Below are 14,289 nucleotides of genomic sequence, written 5' to 3'. Positions count from 1 at the left end.
TTTTTTATGTTATTTTTCTTCATCAAATAGTGCCTCAACAAACTCATGTGGATCAAAGGCTTGCAAATCATCAACCCCCTCGCCCACACCAATGTAGCGAATTGGTATATTGGTATTTTGAGCAACATTAAACACCACGCCACCTTTGGCAGTACCATCAAGTTTGGTAATACTGATGCCAGACAGGGGTACAACCTCAGAAAATATTTGTACTTGATTGATGGCATTTTGCCCTGTGCCAGCATCTAGAACAATCATCGTTTCATGCGGTGCATTTTCATCAGCTTTTTTCATGACACGCACAACTTTTTCAAGCTCATTCATCAAGTGTGTTTTATTCTGCAGACGCCCTGCTGTATCTGCTATTAGCACATCAATGCCCCGTGCTTTGGCCGATTGCATGGCATCAAATATGACCGATGCACTATCCGAGCCATGCCCCTGTGCCACCACAGGAATGTCATTGCGTTCACCCCAAATTTGCAATTGCTCCGTCGCTGCTGCACGAAAAGTATCGCCCGCAGCAAGCATGACGGACTTACCTTCATTTCTTAGTCGTTTAGCAAGTTTGCCGATTGTCGTGGTTTTGCCAACACCGTTCACACCCACCATCAAAATGACAAACGGCTTTTTAGTGGTATCAATATTTAACGGCTGTACTTTTGGCGCCAAAATCTCTACCAGTTCCTTTTTTAAGGCCTTGTATAAAGAATGCGAATAAATCAAGTCGCCACGAGCCGTCTGCTCGGTCAGATTCTCAATGATACGATTGGTCGCATCTACACCAATATCCGCCACAAGCAACTGATCTTCAACCTCTTCAAGCAACTCATCATCAATCTCTTTACCACCGACAAGAACATTCATCAGCCCTTCGGTTAAATTTTTACTAGACTTAGAAAGTCCTTGTTTCATACGGCCGAACCAGCCCTGACTATCGCTCATGCTTTACTCACAGTTTATTGATGATTTTAACACACTTGCAATGTTATCATTTTGTTGATTAACACATTTTGCAAATCCATGCCCTGCACTTATTTTTAGTAAATCATACCAAAGGCATGACAGGTACCACTACCTCTAATTTTTTATTGCCCTGCTCGATGATTTGATGGCTGGCATCTTCTTTGTCATCAACAAGCATCGGCTCTACCGACAAAGAAACAAAGCTTTCATTGCCTTGTTTGCCTGACAATTGGCTGGCATTCATACTGCCCTTGTTTGACTCATCTGACTTGTTCAACTTGATGATTTTTTTAGCATCATTGACAACATTCATACGCACCGCCTTTTAGGGATTTAATTATAACACAACTTCACATCTAGACCAAAAACACACCAAAACAAATAAAGACAATTTTTTACCGTAAAAGATTATAACACCTTGCTATTTAAGACACAAATTAAAATAGAACACATCCTTGCCAAATTTAAAGTATAAAGTATTTAACCTACCGAAAGTTATTAACAAGGTTTCTTCTTGGGGTTAAATTGGTTTTTGGTGGGTTAGGTAATTTTGCAAGATGTCCAATGTTTATTGACCCATTATTTATGAGTGTTTAATTGTATAAACTATCTTGATATAGGATGATATGGACTTGATTTTTAATCGCCCAACTGTCTTATGTTGTTGTATTCCATACCATATGCCCAATCGTCTTGTTATGTTGCTTTTATTTAATCACTGCCACCAAATCATCAAATAACACTTGACAAGGCATAAGATATGGGCTAAATTGACCCAAATCCATTTTAATTTATTTTAATCTAGGGGGATATGATGAAAGCCAATACCAATCAAATTGACCGTGCGGTGCGTATCGTACTGGGAATTGTGCTTATTGGGCTTGCAATCACTGGTGTGATTGGCTGGTGGGGGTATTTAGGCGTGATTGCCTTGGTTACAGGGCTGATTAAATTTTGTCCACTCTATCGGCTACTAGGGATTAGCACTTGCAAAAGTTGTGAAATTAAAACAGAGTAGTTAATTATTTGCCCTAGCGATTAACTTAGACCCATTATTGACCGATATATTGTTCATAAATTTTATCGGTCAATAACTGCTAAATCAACACCAATAATTAAATCCTTAAATATCATTTAATCCTTAAATAAGCATCTTAATTTAAGGATTTTTTGTTTCAGGTTTTTTAAAAAATATTTTAAAAATAACCCCAAAAAAGCAATGATGACACAGTTCTTACAACCAATGGCTAATGTTAATTTAATATTAATTTAAGCCTTTATTAAGGATTCACCCTTAAAATTTCAATCTCATAATTCACCGCTTGTTTGTGAGCTTTGCCTTCTTCGCTAAATCCCACATTGGCAGGGATATGCACGCTGTATTTGCCCCCTGCTTGCATTTGCGTGAGCGCTTGTTGCAATCCGCCAAACATTTGCGACACGGAAAGAATAACAGGCACATTGTTCATCGTGCCGTCAAGCGGTGTACCGTCTGGCAAGTATGAGCGAAACCGCATTTCAATCTCATCGTTTGGCGTGATATATGACCCATTGCCTTGGGTAAGCGTGCGTACTTGCACCGCCGATTTTGTCGTTGGGCTAAATGTTGGGCTAGTGCTAGCCACTGGCGAATACACTTGGGAGTGAACCCCAGCATTGGTGCAAGCTGTCATCAAAAGCGTACCAAACGCCAAGGTGTTAAGAGCAATGGTTTTAAAAGTGGGTTTTAACATAATAAATCCTAATTTAAAAAGGGCTAGAATAACACAAAAAGTTAACGCTTTTGTAGGGGTTTTGTATGAAAAATCAACGACTTTTGCTTAAACAATGGAGCAAAAAAATGAAGCTAATAAACAGTAGCACAAAAACCAAAAGACTAAAAAACCGCTGGGTCTTTGTTGCCAAAGTTATCTATCAGCGTTTGACTGGCTTTGCTTAAGCCCACCACTTGCACGACAACCCCCAAGCGTTGGTAGTTTGCCACCACTTTATCCAAAGCATTCACCGCCGAAATGTCCCAAAAATGGGCGTTTGACACATCAATTTTGACCGTTTTGAGTGTTTGGTCAAAACCAAAACTTGCCACAAAGCTATTGGCATTGGCAAAAAACACTTGCCCTGTCACATCATATACCATAAGCTCGCCCGCAGGCGATGACTGCACACGCAAATACCGCCCGATTTTGTCAGCAAAAAACAGTGCCGACAACAGCACGCCAACCCCCACGCCCAGTGCCCAAGTGCGGTACAAATTGACAAGTGCTTGGGTCGGCTGATTGTCTGTGGCGAGCTGTTCTTCCATTGCCGATTTGAAAAAGCGGTTTTTGGCGGTCGTGCCGTTTGGGAAAGCGAAAGATTGGAATAGCATAAAAGGTCTCTTTTAAGTTGATATGTTTAAAAATTTAAACATATCATAAGCGATTTTTGGGTAAAGTCAAGAATTTTCAGGCTGTCTGAAAAGAAAAAAAAAGGGGGGGGGTTATGTACATTAAATTTCTTGCAAAACTTAAAATCCTAGTTTTGCAGGAAGTCTATTGTTAAATTTAGTACACAAATTTATTTTTTGGGAATAAAAACCCTTTCATTTCCAGCACAAATATCATAGCTATAAATAAATCCTGCTTGCTCCAAAATATTGTATATTCTTTTTCTAGCTAAGTTTTGGCTCTCCACAACTGCAAAAATTTTTAATTTTTCATCATAACTTTGAATGAACTGATTTAATATTATTGAAAAATCAAAATTTTTATCAAACTTTCCAAAAGATATTTCATACACACTTTCATCATCGTTCTCAAAATATTCCAATATAATAAAAGCCACTAAAACACCATTTAAATAGCATTCATAAACCTTACTATTGTCATTTTTTTCGACCCTAATATCATCAATGATTAATTCTTCATCGGGATAAAATGATAATTTATTTTCAAATAAGAAATCTCTAATTTGATTGGTAATACGCTTACCAATATTTTTAAATTCAATAGTCATATTGAAACTCCAATATATTTAAATGTTTCTAAAATAGATATTGCACAACAAAATAATCAAAAATCCAACCACCAATTTATTTTCAGGATACCTAAAACCCTATTTTGGATTACTCGGACAATATTTTTTCATCAATTCCACCAATTCGCCCATTTTTTCAATTTCATCTTTCATCGCCAAACTGTAAAAGCGTTCTTTGCCGATTTGTTCTACGCTGACGGCATTGGCAGAAAGCATAATTTTCAAATGGTGCGACACCGCAGGGCGAGACAAATGCAGATTTTCGGTAATGTCATTGACCCGCATCGCCCCATTTTCCAGCAATAATTTCAAAATCAAATGGCGGTTTTCATCCGAAAGCACGGTAAAAATGGGAATGCAGTCTTTCATTAACTGCATTGCGTGGGCTTGTTCGTTCATTATTTAGATTAAAAGTTTAAAAATTTGGACTTATTATAGGCGGTTTTGGGGGAAAGTCAAGAAAAAACACCGCCTGCAATGTGCAAACGGTGTTTCTTTATTTAAAAATCAATTCATCAATTCATCAATCAATTCTTTTACGCTTTTGATTTTGTCAATTTGTGATATGCCTGTACCCACCGACACATAGCCTTTGTCAAAATCGCCTTCTAGCATACCCAAACGCATTCCCGTGCCTGCGTTCATAACGACTGCAATCTCGCTACGACTTGCCCCATTTTCACTAAGTTCAAAGCACTTTTGGGCAAGTGTGGTTGGCAATGAGCGGTAATAATACGGCTCGGTGCGAAACAATAACAAATCATTGGCGGTTGCATTCACTATCCATTCTTTAACCTTTTTATGGCTGCGGCACTCGGTTGTGGCGATAAACGCTGTACCAACCCACACGCCTTCTGCCCCTAGTGCCAAACTTGCTTGCACCGCTTTTTTGTCGCCAATGCCCCCTGCAAGCATTATGGGCAAATCCACCTTGCCGACAAACTCTGCCAAAACGCTAAAACTGCCCACTTCTTTCATCGGCAAAGTTCCGCCTTCGTCAAAGCCTGTCAAAACCAAAATATCCGCCCCAAGTTTTTGGGCTTTTAGGGCATCGGTCAAATTGGGATTGGGCAGACGGCAGATGATTTTGATGCCCGCAGTTTTGAGTTTGGCGTAAATGGCAGGGTCAAGCCAGCCGTTGTCCAGTACCACAGGCACACTCTCGTCAATCAGCAAATCCACCATTAAGGGAATGAGCGACAAATCATAAGACAGCATAAACGGCACGCCAAAGGGCTTATCGGTCAAGGCTTTGACCTTACGGATTTCGTTACGCATACGCTCTAAAACTTCTTGATTGGAGCTTGGGTTGGTCGTCTGCCCTGCGTGTGGGGCTAAAAAGCCCAGTCCGCCTGCGTCCGCCACGCTTGCCACCAAATGTGCGTCCGTCAGCCACGACATTGGGGCTTGGACAATGGGGTGTTTGATGTTTAAGATTTGGCTAATGCGGTTCATAAAATTTTCTCTTTAAAATAAATGGAATGGGGGTATTATAAAATTTTATAATTGGCAATGGAATGGCGATTTTTGGAAAGTTGATTTTCATTTTTGGAAATGTTATTTTTCAGGCTGCCTGAACACACAAACATCATTTCAATATCTATTGAAATGAAAAGCACGCCCTGCTATACTAACCGCCTATGAATATGAACACCGAACACGCCAGCAAACTGTTTGAAAGTCTTGCTTCGCCCACACGCCTTGCCATTTTCCAAGCCCTAACCGCCGAAGGGGGGCGTGGTATGGTGGCGGGCGATTTGGCAAAACAGCTCAATCTTGCCCCCAATAATCTGTCGTTTCACTTAAAAACTTTGGCAAACGCCAACCTTGTTTACAGTGAACAGCAGGGAAAATTTGTCCGTTATTTCGCCAATTTGGCGATGATGAACGGCTTGATTGAATTTTTATTGCATCGCTGTTGTGAAAACGCAAGCGGTGGCGATTGCGAAAAATTTTGCCAATCGTTTTAGCAAATTTTTTTGAGCATTCATTTCGATAACTCTTGAAATAAGGAACATACTATGCACCCAATCAGCATTTATCACAATCCCAAATGCGGTACTTCTCGCAACACGCTGGCTTTGATTCGCCATTTGGGCATTGAGCCGACCATTATTCATTATCTGGACACCCCGCCCGATGAACGCACATTACGCCAATTGATTGAGCAAATGAACATCACGCCCAGAGAGCTTTTGCGAAGTAATGTGCCTGAATATCAACAATTTAATTTGGACAACGAGGTGAGCGATAACGACATCATCAAGGCAATGCTAACCGCCCCCATTTTAATCAACCGCCCGATTGTCATCACCGAAAAAGGCGTGCGTTTGTGCCGTCCAAGTGAAGTGTTTTTGAGTATTTCACCTGTGGCATTGCACAGTGATTTTGTCAAAGAAGATGGCGAAATCATCAGCGTACAAGGGGCATAAAATGGGCATTTTTGAACGATTTTTGAGTGTGTGGGTGGGTTTGGCGATTTTGCTTGGCGTGGGGCTGGGCATTTGGTTTACGCCTTATTTTCAATGGATTGCCACAATGCAGGTGGCTCAAATCAATTTGCCGATTGCGGTGCTGATTTGGCTGATGATTTATCCGATGATGATACAAATTGACTGGCTTGCCATTAAAAATATCCGCCACAATCCCAAAGGGCTGTGGCTGACTGTAACGGTGAATTGGTTGATTAAGCCTTTTACGATGGCACTTGTGGGCTGGTTGTTTTTTAAGGTGTTTTTTGCTGACTGGGTAGATGAACAATCGGCAAGCGAGTACATTGCAGGTATGATTTTGCTTGGGGTTGCACCTTGTACGGCAATGGTTTTTGTTTGGTCTCAACTGGTCAAAGGCGACCCCAATTACACGCTGGTGCAAGTGTCTTTAAATGATGTGATTATGATTTTTGCCTTTGCTCCGATTGCAGGGCTACTTTTGGGTATGAACGACATCACAATCCCGTGGGACACGCTGTTTTTTAGTGTGTTGCTGTATTTGGTGTTGCCTTTGCTTGTGGGGTTTGCCACTCGCAAATCTTTGCAAGATGAACACAAAATCCGCCAATTCAGCCAGCGTTTTAAGCCTTTGTCTATTTTGGGATTGTTATTGACGGTGGTGCTGTTGTTTGCGTTTCAGGCACAAACCATTGTGGATAAGCCGATGATTATCCTGCTGATTGCCATTCCTTTATTGGTGCAGACTTACGGCATTTTTGCTTTGAGTGCGATTTGGGCAAAATGGCTTAAATTGCCCCACGCCATTTCCGCCCCTGCTTGCTTAATCGGCACGAGCAATTTTTTTGAATTGGCGGTGGCGGTGGCGATTGCTTTATTTGGTTTAAATTCAGGGGCGGCATTGGCAACGGTGGTGGGCGTGTTGGTTGAAGTGCCTGTGATGTTGTCGCTGGTGTGGTGGATAAACCGAAAATCGCTGGAAAATAAAGGGGTGTAGGTTTTTCAGGCTGCCTGAAAGTTATTTTGCAAAATTTAAAAATAAAAACACCGCTTGAACATCAATCCAAACGGTGTTTTAAATTAACTGACTTTTAATTCCGCCCAAGCCCTTTTTATGATTTCTTGACTGGCTTGTAATGCCAAAAATGCCAAAACAAACGCCACAATTAAATCAGGATATTTTGATTGAAAAAAATAAACTGCCATACCCGCCAAAATTACCGCCACATTACCAATCGCATCGTTTCGGGAACACACCCACACACTGCGAACATTGCTGTCGCCATCACGAAATTTTAATAATATCAACAATGCCGACACATTGACCAATAACGCCAAAAATCCCACAATGCTCATTTCAGAATAACTGGGCATTTCCCCATAAAACACACGATAAATGGTCGTCATTAAAATAAATAAACCAAAACCGCCCATCGTTAGCCCCTTAACCATAGATGCTTTGGCTCGGTAACTTAACGCCATTGGCAAAACAATCAAACTTATCAAATAATTGGCACTGTCGCCCAAGAAATCCAAACTGTCCGACAATAGCGAAGTTGAACCCGATTTAACCCCCATCACAATTTCCACAAAAAACATTGATAAATTTAATATCAAGACAATCCACAAGGCTTTTTTGTACTTGGGCGATTGATGAATGGGCTGATTTGAAGTGCAACAATTTTGGCACGCCATTTTTTGCTCCTGTTTTAAGATGAAATTTGCTATACTATAAACTCCGTAGTCATTACAGGGTCAAGCCAAAATGTCAAAATTTTTTAAAATAAAACAAGCCAGTGAACAAACAGGCGTGCATTTGGAAACCATTCGTTATTATGAAAAACAAGGCTTAATCGCCCCCACACATCAACAAAATGGCTATCGTGTGTTTGACGAACAAACCCTTGCTCAATTACGCTTTATTAAAGCCTGTCGCAATATCGGTTTTTCTTTAAATGACATCAAAACGCTGTTGCAATTACAACAAACGCCTAACAAACAATGCAATGAAATCAATGCACTTGCCGAACAACATTTGGCATATTTGGACGAACAAATCACAGAACTACAACAAGTTAAAACTTTTTTAATGCAATTTGTGGGTTGTGAAAATAAAACGGTTGATAAGTGTCAGATTATTCAAGGTATTAAAGAAAAAGAATAGCGGAATATTTTTCAGGCTGCCTGAAAGTTTATTTTTCAAAATTCCAATCAAAAAACACCGCTTGCCTTTCCTGAAACGGTGTTTTCTCTCTTTCCCTTAACCTTTCAATCCATACTGATACGGCACGCCCAAATGCTCCCTTAGCGTATCGCCTTCATAATCAAGATGATAAATCCCCCGCTCCTGCAAAATCGGCACGACTTTTTCCACAAATTCACGCACGCCCATTTGACTGTCAGGGGCAAGCGAAAAGCCGTCTTGGGTTTTGATTGTTTGCACAAGCGATTTTGATAGACTGACCTTAACAAGCGGTTCGGGCGTTTTGGCAACTGCCACAGAACCAAAAGACAAAGACAATGCCAACGCAAGGGCTGTTGATTTTAGGATTGTTTTCATCATATTACGCTCATTGAATTGATTACAATGAGCGTATTATAAAATTTTAAAATTGGGAATTGAATGGCGGTTTTTGGAAAGGTGGTTTTTAAAAATGAAAAGATAGGTTTTCAGGTAGCCTGAAAACTTATTTCTAATAAAAAACACCGCTTGTCATCAGAGCTCTCTTGTGTAAAAGTGATTGTCGCAGAAGGCTTTGAACGCATTCACCGCACCAACCTTGTGGGAATGGGCGTGTTGCCATTGCAATTTATAAACGGTCAAAATCGCCATACGCTTAAATTGGACGGTACGGAAATTTATGCGGTACAAGGGGGAAATTTCGGCTCGCTGTGAATTAGAACTTGTCATTGAACGCAAAAATGGCGAGACCCAAACCGTGCCTGTGTTATGTCGCCTAGATAGTGATAGCGATGTGAGAACTTATAAGGCAGGTGGTGTGCTTAGGGAGTTTGCGGGGAGATTTTTAGCATAAAATCATCAAAATTTGCATAAAAAACTTGATTTTTTACAATATTTTGATAATATGGAATGCTAAAATATCTATAACTTTAAAAATCCTTTAAATCATTGAAGTGAATAAAGGCTTTTTATGCCATAAGAGACCAAGTTCCGTATGATAAGTAAAGAAATCCATTTTCAAAATTTCGGTAAAGTTAAAGACGCTCACATTCGTATGCGTCCCTTTACAATGATTACTGGACACAACTCTAGTGGTAAAAGTTTTATCACTAGGGCTTTGTACAGCATTTTCTATACATTAAATCAAGATTTAATGGCTAAATTTCTTGTACAAAACATTGATTTTATCATAAAGACTATTGATAAAATTGGTCATAATTTAATAAGAATCACCCAAAAAGATGCTGAGTTATTGGTTGACTTGGAGCAAGATTTTTTTGCCTTAAAGAGATATATAGGAGAAAAATTTGAATCTGTAAGCATCTTTCAAGAAAGGGATATTCTACGCAGTTTTCAGCCACAAATACAAGAATTAATTCAAAAAGTTGATGAATTAAAAAGCTCTTTACAGGCAGGTAAAGGCACTAAATTCCAGTCTGTTCAAGAATACCTTGATGAATTAGACTATAATCTTTCTCAGTTAAATCTATCCACTGAATCTTGGGACAGATTTTATGCTGATGAATTGGATAGAGAACTAAGGCTGTCTTTTTTAGGTAATTTTCAAGTTAATTCTCTATCCAAATTAAAGTTTCTTTCCAATGAAAGCAATATTTCTATTGATGAAAGCGTAATTTCTATTAGAAATGATGATTTGATGTGGGAATTAGAGCATTCAATCATATCAGATTTACAAGCGTTTCATAATGTTGTTTATTTAGAATCTCCAATATATTTAAAATTGAGAAATACCTTACAAGAGTCAAGATTTCAAAATTTAGGATTCAGCAGAAGGAATGTTTTAAATCAAGTACCGAAGTATTTTTATGATACAGATAAAATGCTTTCAAATGATTACATTGCTGAAAAAATTCCTGATAAAATCATTAACATTATTCAAAAAATAGATAATGGAATTAATGGTCAATTATCTATAGATAGCAGGAATAACATTGTATTTTATGATTCTGAGTATCCAGATACAGAAATTCCATTTAATCTAGTATCATCAGGTATTTCTAATTTGGGTATTATTGCACTTTTATTAAAAAAGAATATTTTAACAAAAGGCAGTTTTTTATTCATTGATGAACCTGAGTTAAACTTGCATACTGAATGGCAACATTTAATGCTTGAAATTTTGGTGGATTTAAGCTTGGCTGGTGTAAATGTTATGGTGGCAAGCCATAGCCTTGATATGGTTTTACGCCTACAGGATATTGTGGAAAACTATAGAGACCAAGATTCTATTGAAAAGTTATTTGCCCTAAACCGCTTGGCAAAAAATGGTACAACCTTTGAATCAAAAGGTATTTTGCAAGATATTAGAGATGCTAAGGCTGACTTAGGCAAACCTTATGTTGATTTGCTAAAACAAAGGTTGCCATAAAATGAGTGAGTTGAAATCTTGGAATGATTTTTTAGAACCTATGGAACACGAAATTAAAGGTTGTTCCATAGTTTTGGGTGTTAGTGCTTGTCGTGTTGATGATTGTAAGGGAAAATTTGACGGTATTAGAACCCATTGCAATATCCGAAACCCCGAAAGCAACCAAAAAGTTAAAACTTGTGATTATTTTTATATTCCAAATGAAAGGTCTATATTTTTATGTGTAGAATTTTCAGATTTATTAGCCCAGAAAAATACAAGAGATGACTCTATTGAGAAAATAAAGAGTTTAGATATTATTCGCTCTGAGAAAAAGAGTATTATTAAAAAATCAGATAGCGTATCACTCATATCAGATGAAATGGCAGATAAAATAGTTAACACAGACTTTATTTTAAGAGAATTGTATTCTAGGAAGTATAGTGAATTTATTTGTGATATTCCAAATGAAAGTCACTCTAAACATTTTTTGATTGTTTATTATCTACCCAATTCTGATGAAATAGATAGAGCAAGAATGTCTGATTCTCAAAATGATACTTTTCATAATGAAGAAGAAAGATTAAACTCAAAACTAGCTACTCATTTATTTGCTTATATCAATAATAAAATTCATTGGTTGGAAATACGCACTTTTCAGGAAGTTTATTGCAATTAAAGGAATAATCAAAATGCAAACCCCAATCCCAGCCACTTATATGCGTGGCGGTACTTCAAAAGGCACTTTTTTTAATTTGGCGGATTTGCCTAAAGCCTGTCAAGTGGCAGGACAGGCACGGGATGCACTTTTGCTCCGTGTCGTGGGTAGTCATAGCCCCCTACGGCAAGCAAATTGACAGATTGGGCAACGGCTCATTTCTCAAAGTTTTCAGCCAGCCTGAAAACCCATTTTGCAAAATTCCAATCAAAAAACACCGCTTGCCTTTCCTGAAACGGTGTTTTCTCTTTTTCCCTTAACCTTTCAATCCATACTGATACGGCACGCCCAAATGCTCCCTTAGCGTATCGCCTTCATAATCGGTATGATAAATCCCCCGCTCCTGCAAAATCGGCACGACTTTTTCCACAAATTCACGCACGCCCATTTGACTGTCAGGGGCAAGTGAAAAGCCGTCTTGGGTTTTGATTGTTTGCACAAGCGATTTTGATAGACTGACCTTAACAAGCGGTTCGGGCGTTTTGGCAACTGCCACAGAACCAAAAGATAAAGATAATGCCAACGCAAGGGCTGTTGATTTTAGGATTGTTTTCATCATATTACGCTCATTGAATTGATTACAATGAGCGTATTATAAAATTTTAAAATTGGGAATTGAATGGCGGTTTTTGGAAATTTGGTTTTCATTTTTGGAAAATAAAAATACTGCCTATTTGGGGCGTGATATTCTTCTAATAATGCTGCACTATTATAGTCTTGCCAATGGCTTTGATTGTCGCCCAAATACGCACCAAATGCCTTTTGTCCTTATGGCATTTGCAGCCAATAAATTTGAATTTTCCTACAAAACCGTTCGCCTTAAACTATGCTTGCAGGTAGGTCTGCATTGTGGTTCGGCAGGCACGCCACGAACCAAAAAACGGTAGCCCTTTTTTATTCTGTAGGGTATACTAATCCCATCATTAAAATAGGATATTTATTATGCCAAACGCTCACGCCATCAACCAAGACTTTTTAAACAAACTTGACCAAGACCTTTGGAGAGCCGCCGACACCCTGCGTAAAAACCTAGACGCCGCCAACTACAAACACATTGTGCTTGGTTTTATCTTTTTAAAATACATCTCCGACAGTTTCAACGACTTTCGCCAAAAACACGCCGTCAATCTTACCAATCCTGACAGCGAAACCTATCTTGACCCAGCCTTATTTGATGAAGCCGAATATCAGCAAATTTTAAACGATGAACTTGAAGAGCGGGATTATTACACCGCCGAAAATATCTTTTATGTGCCACAACAAGCACGCTGGGAAAACATCAAAGACAACAGCAAACTAAACGCAGGCGATGAATTGCCTTGGGGTGGCAAATTCAAAAATGTCAGCATTTTGCTTGATGATGCCTTTGAAGCCATCGAACAAGAAAACCCCAAACTACAAGGCGTGCTCCAACGCATTGCAGGCTTTGGCGTGCCTGATGAAATGCTTCGTGGCTTGATTGACCTTTTCTCTCGCACCGACTTTACCCGCCCAATGCACAATGGCGAACCTGTGCATCTGCAAGCCAAAGACATTTTGGGTCATGTTTATGAATATTTCTTGGGGCAATTTGCCCTAGCCGAAGGCAAAAAAGGCGGTCAATATTTCACGCCCAAATCCATCGTTACGCTGATTGTGGAGATGCTCGAACCCTATTCAGGGCGAGTGTATGACCCTGCGATGGGCAGTGGCGGATTTTTTGTGCAAACCGACCGCTTTATTCAAGCTCATCAAGGCAACCGCAACGCCATTTCGGTGTATGGGCAAGAGTCCAACCCCACCACCAGAAAACTTGCCGTGATGAATATGGCAATTCGGGGCATTCCCTTTGATTTTGGCGACAAACCCGAAGACACACTCATCAATCCTTTGCACATTGACAAAAAAATGGATTTTGTGATGGCAAATCCCCCTTTTAATATGAAGGAATGGTGGAGCGAAAGTTTGGCAGGCGACCCACGCTGGGCATACGGCACGCCCCCACAAGGCAACGCCAACTTTGCGTGGTTGCAGCATATGATTTACCACCTTTCGCCAAAAGGCAAAATGGCACTCCTACTTGCCAACGGCTCAATGAGTAGCCAAACCTCAGGCGAAGGCGAAATCCGCAAAAACATCATAACAGCCGACCTAGTCGAAGCGATGATTGCCCTACCCAATCAGCTATTTACCAACACGCAAATCCCTGCCTGTATTTGGATTATCAATAAAGCCAAAGCTCGTAAAGGCGAAGTGTTGTTTATCAACGCCACCCAAATCGGCTATATGAAAGACCGAGTACTGCGTGATTTTACTCCTGATGACATCGCCAAAATCGCCACCACCTACCACAACTGGCAAAAAGGGCAACAAGAACAAGGCTACGAAAATATCCCTGCGTTTTGTTATTCGGCAACACTAGACGAAATCGCCAAAAATGACTTTGTGCTAACGGCTGGGCGATATGTGGGAGCGGTAACCGAAGAAGATGACGGCGTACCGTTTAGCGAAAAAATGCAAGAATTGACCGCTTGTTTAAATGAACAATTTAAACAAGGGCGAGTATTGGAAGAACAGATTTTGGCAAATTTAAAGGAATTGGGGTTTTAAG

19 protein-coding genes and 2 pseudogenes are annotated in these 14,289 nt (G+C 39.6%); 11 read left to right on the top strand and 10 right to left on the bottom strand.

What is annotated here, in order from left to right:
* Positions 1-9: 9 nt before the first annotated feature.
* Positions 10-945, bottom strand: coding sequence for a signal recognition particle-docking protein FtsY (gene ftsY, locus R0123_RS01010; protein ID WP_323841405.1), 936 nt, complete (start codon positions 943-945; stop codon positions 10-12).
* A 103-nt stretch (positions 946-1,048) separates the two neighbouring features.
* The gene (locus tag R0123_RS01005; RefSeq protein ID WP_323841404.1) at positions 1,049-1,279 is read right to left on the bottom strand and encodes a hypothetical protein; all 231 of its coding nucleotides are present in this window, start codon (positions 1,277-1,279) and stop codon (positions 1,049-1,051) included.
* Positions 1,280-1,780: 501 nt separating this feature from the next.
* On the opposite strand from R0123_RS01005, the gene R0123_RS01000 reads away from it, so the two are divergent.
* Complete coding sequence (locus tag R0123_RS01000) at positions 1,781-1,984, top strand: DUF2892 domain-containing protein (RefSeq protein WP_323842780.1); 204 nt, start codon at positions 1,781-1,783, stop codon at positions 1,982-1,984.
* A 262-nt stretch (positions 1,985-2,246) separates the two neighbouring features.
* Here R0123_RS01000 and R0123_RS00995 read toward each other — a convergent pair whose 3' ends face one another.
* The 5 genes from R0123_RS00995 to R0123_RS00975 all read right to left on the bottom strand — a co-directional run bounded on the left by R0123_RS00995 (position 2,247) and on the right by R0123_RS00975 (position 5,436).
* Complete coding sequence (locus tag R0123_RS00995) at positions 2,247-2,699, bottom strand: FKBP-type peptidyl-prolyl cis-trans isomerase (protein ID WP_323842779.1); 453 nt, start codon at positions 2,697-2,699, stop codon at positions 2,247-2,249.
* Positions 2,700-2,842: 143 nt separating this feature from the next.
* Positions 2,843-3,334, bottom strand: a complete 492-nt coding sequence (locus R0123_RS00990) for an STAS domain-containing protein (protein ID WP_323842778.1) — start codon at positions 3,332-3,334, stop codon at positions 2,843-2,845.
* Between the two features lie 188 nt (positions 3,335-3,522).
* Positions 3,523-3,960: a hypothetical protein gene (locus tag R0123_RS00985; RefSeq protein WP_323842777.1), complete on the bottom strand. Its 438-nt coding sequence runs from the start codon at positions 3,958-3,960 to the stop codon at positions 3,523-3,525.
* A 99-nt stretch (positions 3,961-4,059) separates the two neighbouring features.
* A complete protein-coding gene (locus R0123_RS00980) occupies positions 4,060-4,380 on the bottom strand; it encodes a metalloregulator ArsR/SmtB family transcription factor (protein WP_323842776.1) in 321 nt (106 codons plus the stop codon).
* 108 nt (positions 4,381-4,488) lie between these two features.
* Positions 4,489-5,436 carry a nitronate monooxygenase gene (locus R0123_RS00975; RefSeq protein WP_323842775.1) on the bottom strand — a complete coding sequence of 316 codons (948 nt, stop codon included), beginning with the start codon at positions 5,434-5,436 and terminating at the stop codon, positions 4,489-4,491.
* Positions 5,437-5,621: 185 nt separating this feature from the next.
* Between R0123_RS00975 and R0123_RS00970 the strand changes: the two genes are divergently transcribed.
* Genes R0123_RS00970 through arsB form a run of 3 tightly spaced genes read left to right on the top strand, consistent with a single transcriptional unit; the run spans position 5,622 to position 7,428 of the window.
* Complete coding sequence (locus R0123_RS00970) at positions 5,622-5,951, top strand: ArsR/SmtB family transcription factor (RefSeq protein WP_249101772.1); 330 nt, start codon at positions 5,622-5,624, stop codon at positions 5,949-5,951.
* 51 nt (positions 5,952-6,002) lie between these two features.
* On the top strand, positions 6,003-6,413 hold the full coding sequence (gene arsC, locus R0123_RS00965; protein WP_249101726.1) for an arsenate reductase (glutaredoxin): 411 nt from the start codon (positions 6,003-6,005) through the stop codon (positions 6,411-6,413).
* A gap of 1 nt (position 6,414) precedes the next feature.
* Positions 6,415-7,428, top strand: coding sequence for an ACR3 family arsenite efflux transporter (gene arsB, locus R0123_RS00960; protein WP_323842774.1), 1,014 nt, complete (start codon positions 6,415-6,417; stop codon positions 7,426-7,428).
* An 83-nt stretch (positions 7,429-7,511) separates the two neighbouring features.
* Here arsB and R0123_RS00955 read toward each other — a convergent pair whose 3' ends face one another.
* Positions 7,512-8,126: a cation diffusion facilitator family transporter gene (locus R0123_RS00955; protein WP_249101697.1), complete on the bottom strand. Its 615-nt coding sequence runs from the start codon at positions 8,124-8,126 to the stop codon at positions 7,512-7,514.
* A gap of 70 nt (positions 8,127-8,196) precedes the next feature.
* Here R0123_RS00955 and R0123_RS00950 point away from each other — a divergent pair, with 70 nt between their 5' ends.
* Complete coding sequence (locus tag R0123_RS00950) at positions 8,197-8,595, top strand: Cd(II)/Pb(II)-responsive transcriptional regulator (protein ID WP_323842773.1); 399 nt, start codon at positions 8,197-8,199, stop codon at positions 8,593-8,595.
* A gap of 96 nt (positions 8,596-8,691) precedes the next feature.
* Here the strand turns inward: R0123_RS00950 and R0123_RS00945 are convergent, their stop codons facing one another.
* Entirely contained in the window at positions 8,692-8,994 is a 303-nt protein-coding gene (locus R0123_RS00945; RefSeq protein ID WP_323842772.1) for a hypothetical protein, read from the bottom strand.
* Positions 8,995-9,153: 159 nt separating this feature from the next.
* Between R0123_RS00945 and R0123_RS00940 the strand changes: the two are divergent.
* The 4 genes and pseudogenes from R0123_RS00940 to R0123_RS00925 form a co-directional block, all read left to right on the top strand.
* Positions 9,154-9,466: pseudogene (locus R0123_RS00940) on the top strand (Fe/S-dependent 2-methylisocitrate dehydratase AcnD); the annotation flags it as partial.
* A 141-nt stretch (positions 9,467-9,607) separates the two neighbouring features.
* Positions 9,608-11,002: an AAA family ATPase gene (locus R0123_RS00935; RefSeq protein WP_323842771.1), complete on the top strand. Its 1,395-nt coding sequence runs from the start codon at positions 9,608-9,610 to the stop codon at positions 11,000-11,002.
* 1 nt (position 11,003) lies between these two features.
* Positions 11,004-11,660 carry a hypothetical protein gene (locus R0123_RS00930; protein WP_323842770.1) on the top strand — a complete coding sequence of 219 codons (657 nt, stop codon included), beginning with the start codon at positions 11,004-11,006 and terminating at the stop codon, positions 11,658-11,660.
* 13 nt (positions 11,661-11,673) lie between these two features.
* Positions 11,674-11,857, top strand: a pseudogene (locus R0123_RS00925) (PrpF domain-containing protein); the annotation flags it as partial.
* A 98-nt stretch (positions 11,858-11,955) separates the two neighbouring features.
* Here R0123_RS00925 and R0123_RS00920 read toward each other — a convergent pair.
* On the bottom strand, positions 11,956-12,258 hold the full coding sequence (locus R0123_RS00920) for a hypothetical protein (protein WP_323842769.1): 303 nt from the start codon (positions 12,256-12,258) through the stop codon (positions 11,956-11,958).
* Between the two features lie 91 nt (positions 12,259-12,349).
* Here R0123_RS00920 and R0123_RS00915 point away from each other — a divergent pair, with 91 nt between their 5' ends.
* Both R0123_RS00915 and R0123_RS00910 read left to right on the top strand, forming a co-directional pair.
* Positions 12,350-12,586, top strand: coding sequence for a hypothetical protein (locus R0123_RS00915; protein ID WP_323842768.1), 237 nt, complete (start codon positions 12,350-12,352; stop codon positions 12,584-12,586).
* Positions 12,587-12,641: 55 nt separating this feature from the next.
* Positions 12,642-14,288 carry a class I SAM-dependent DNA methyltransferase gene (locus R0123_RS00910; RefSeq protein ID WP_323842767.1) on the top strand — a complete coding sequence of 549 codons (1,647 nt, stop codon included), beginning with the start codon at positions 12,642-12,644 and terminating at the stop codon, positions 14,286-14,288.
* Position 14,289 lies beyond the last annotated feature (1 nt).

It is taken from the genome of Moraxella sp. Pampa, assembly GCF_035181385.1.
Taxonomy (GTDB): Bacteria; Pseudomonadota; Gammaproteobacteria; order Pseudomonadales; family Moraxellaceae; genus Moraxella.
The sequence above is the reverse complement of the archived record's forward strand: the minus strand, read 5'-3'. Positions and strand labels throughout refer to the sequence as shown.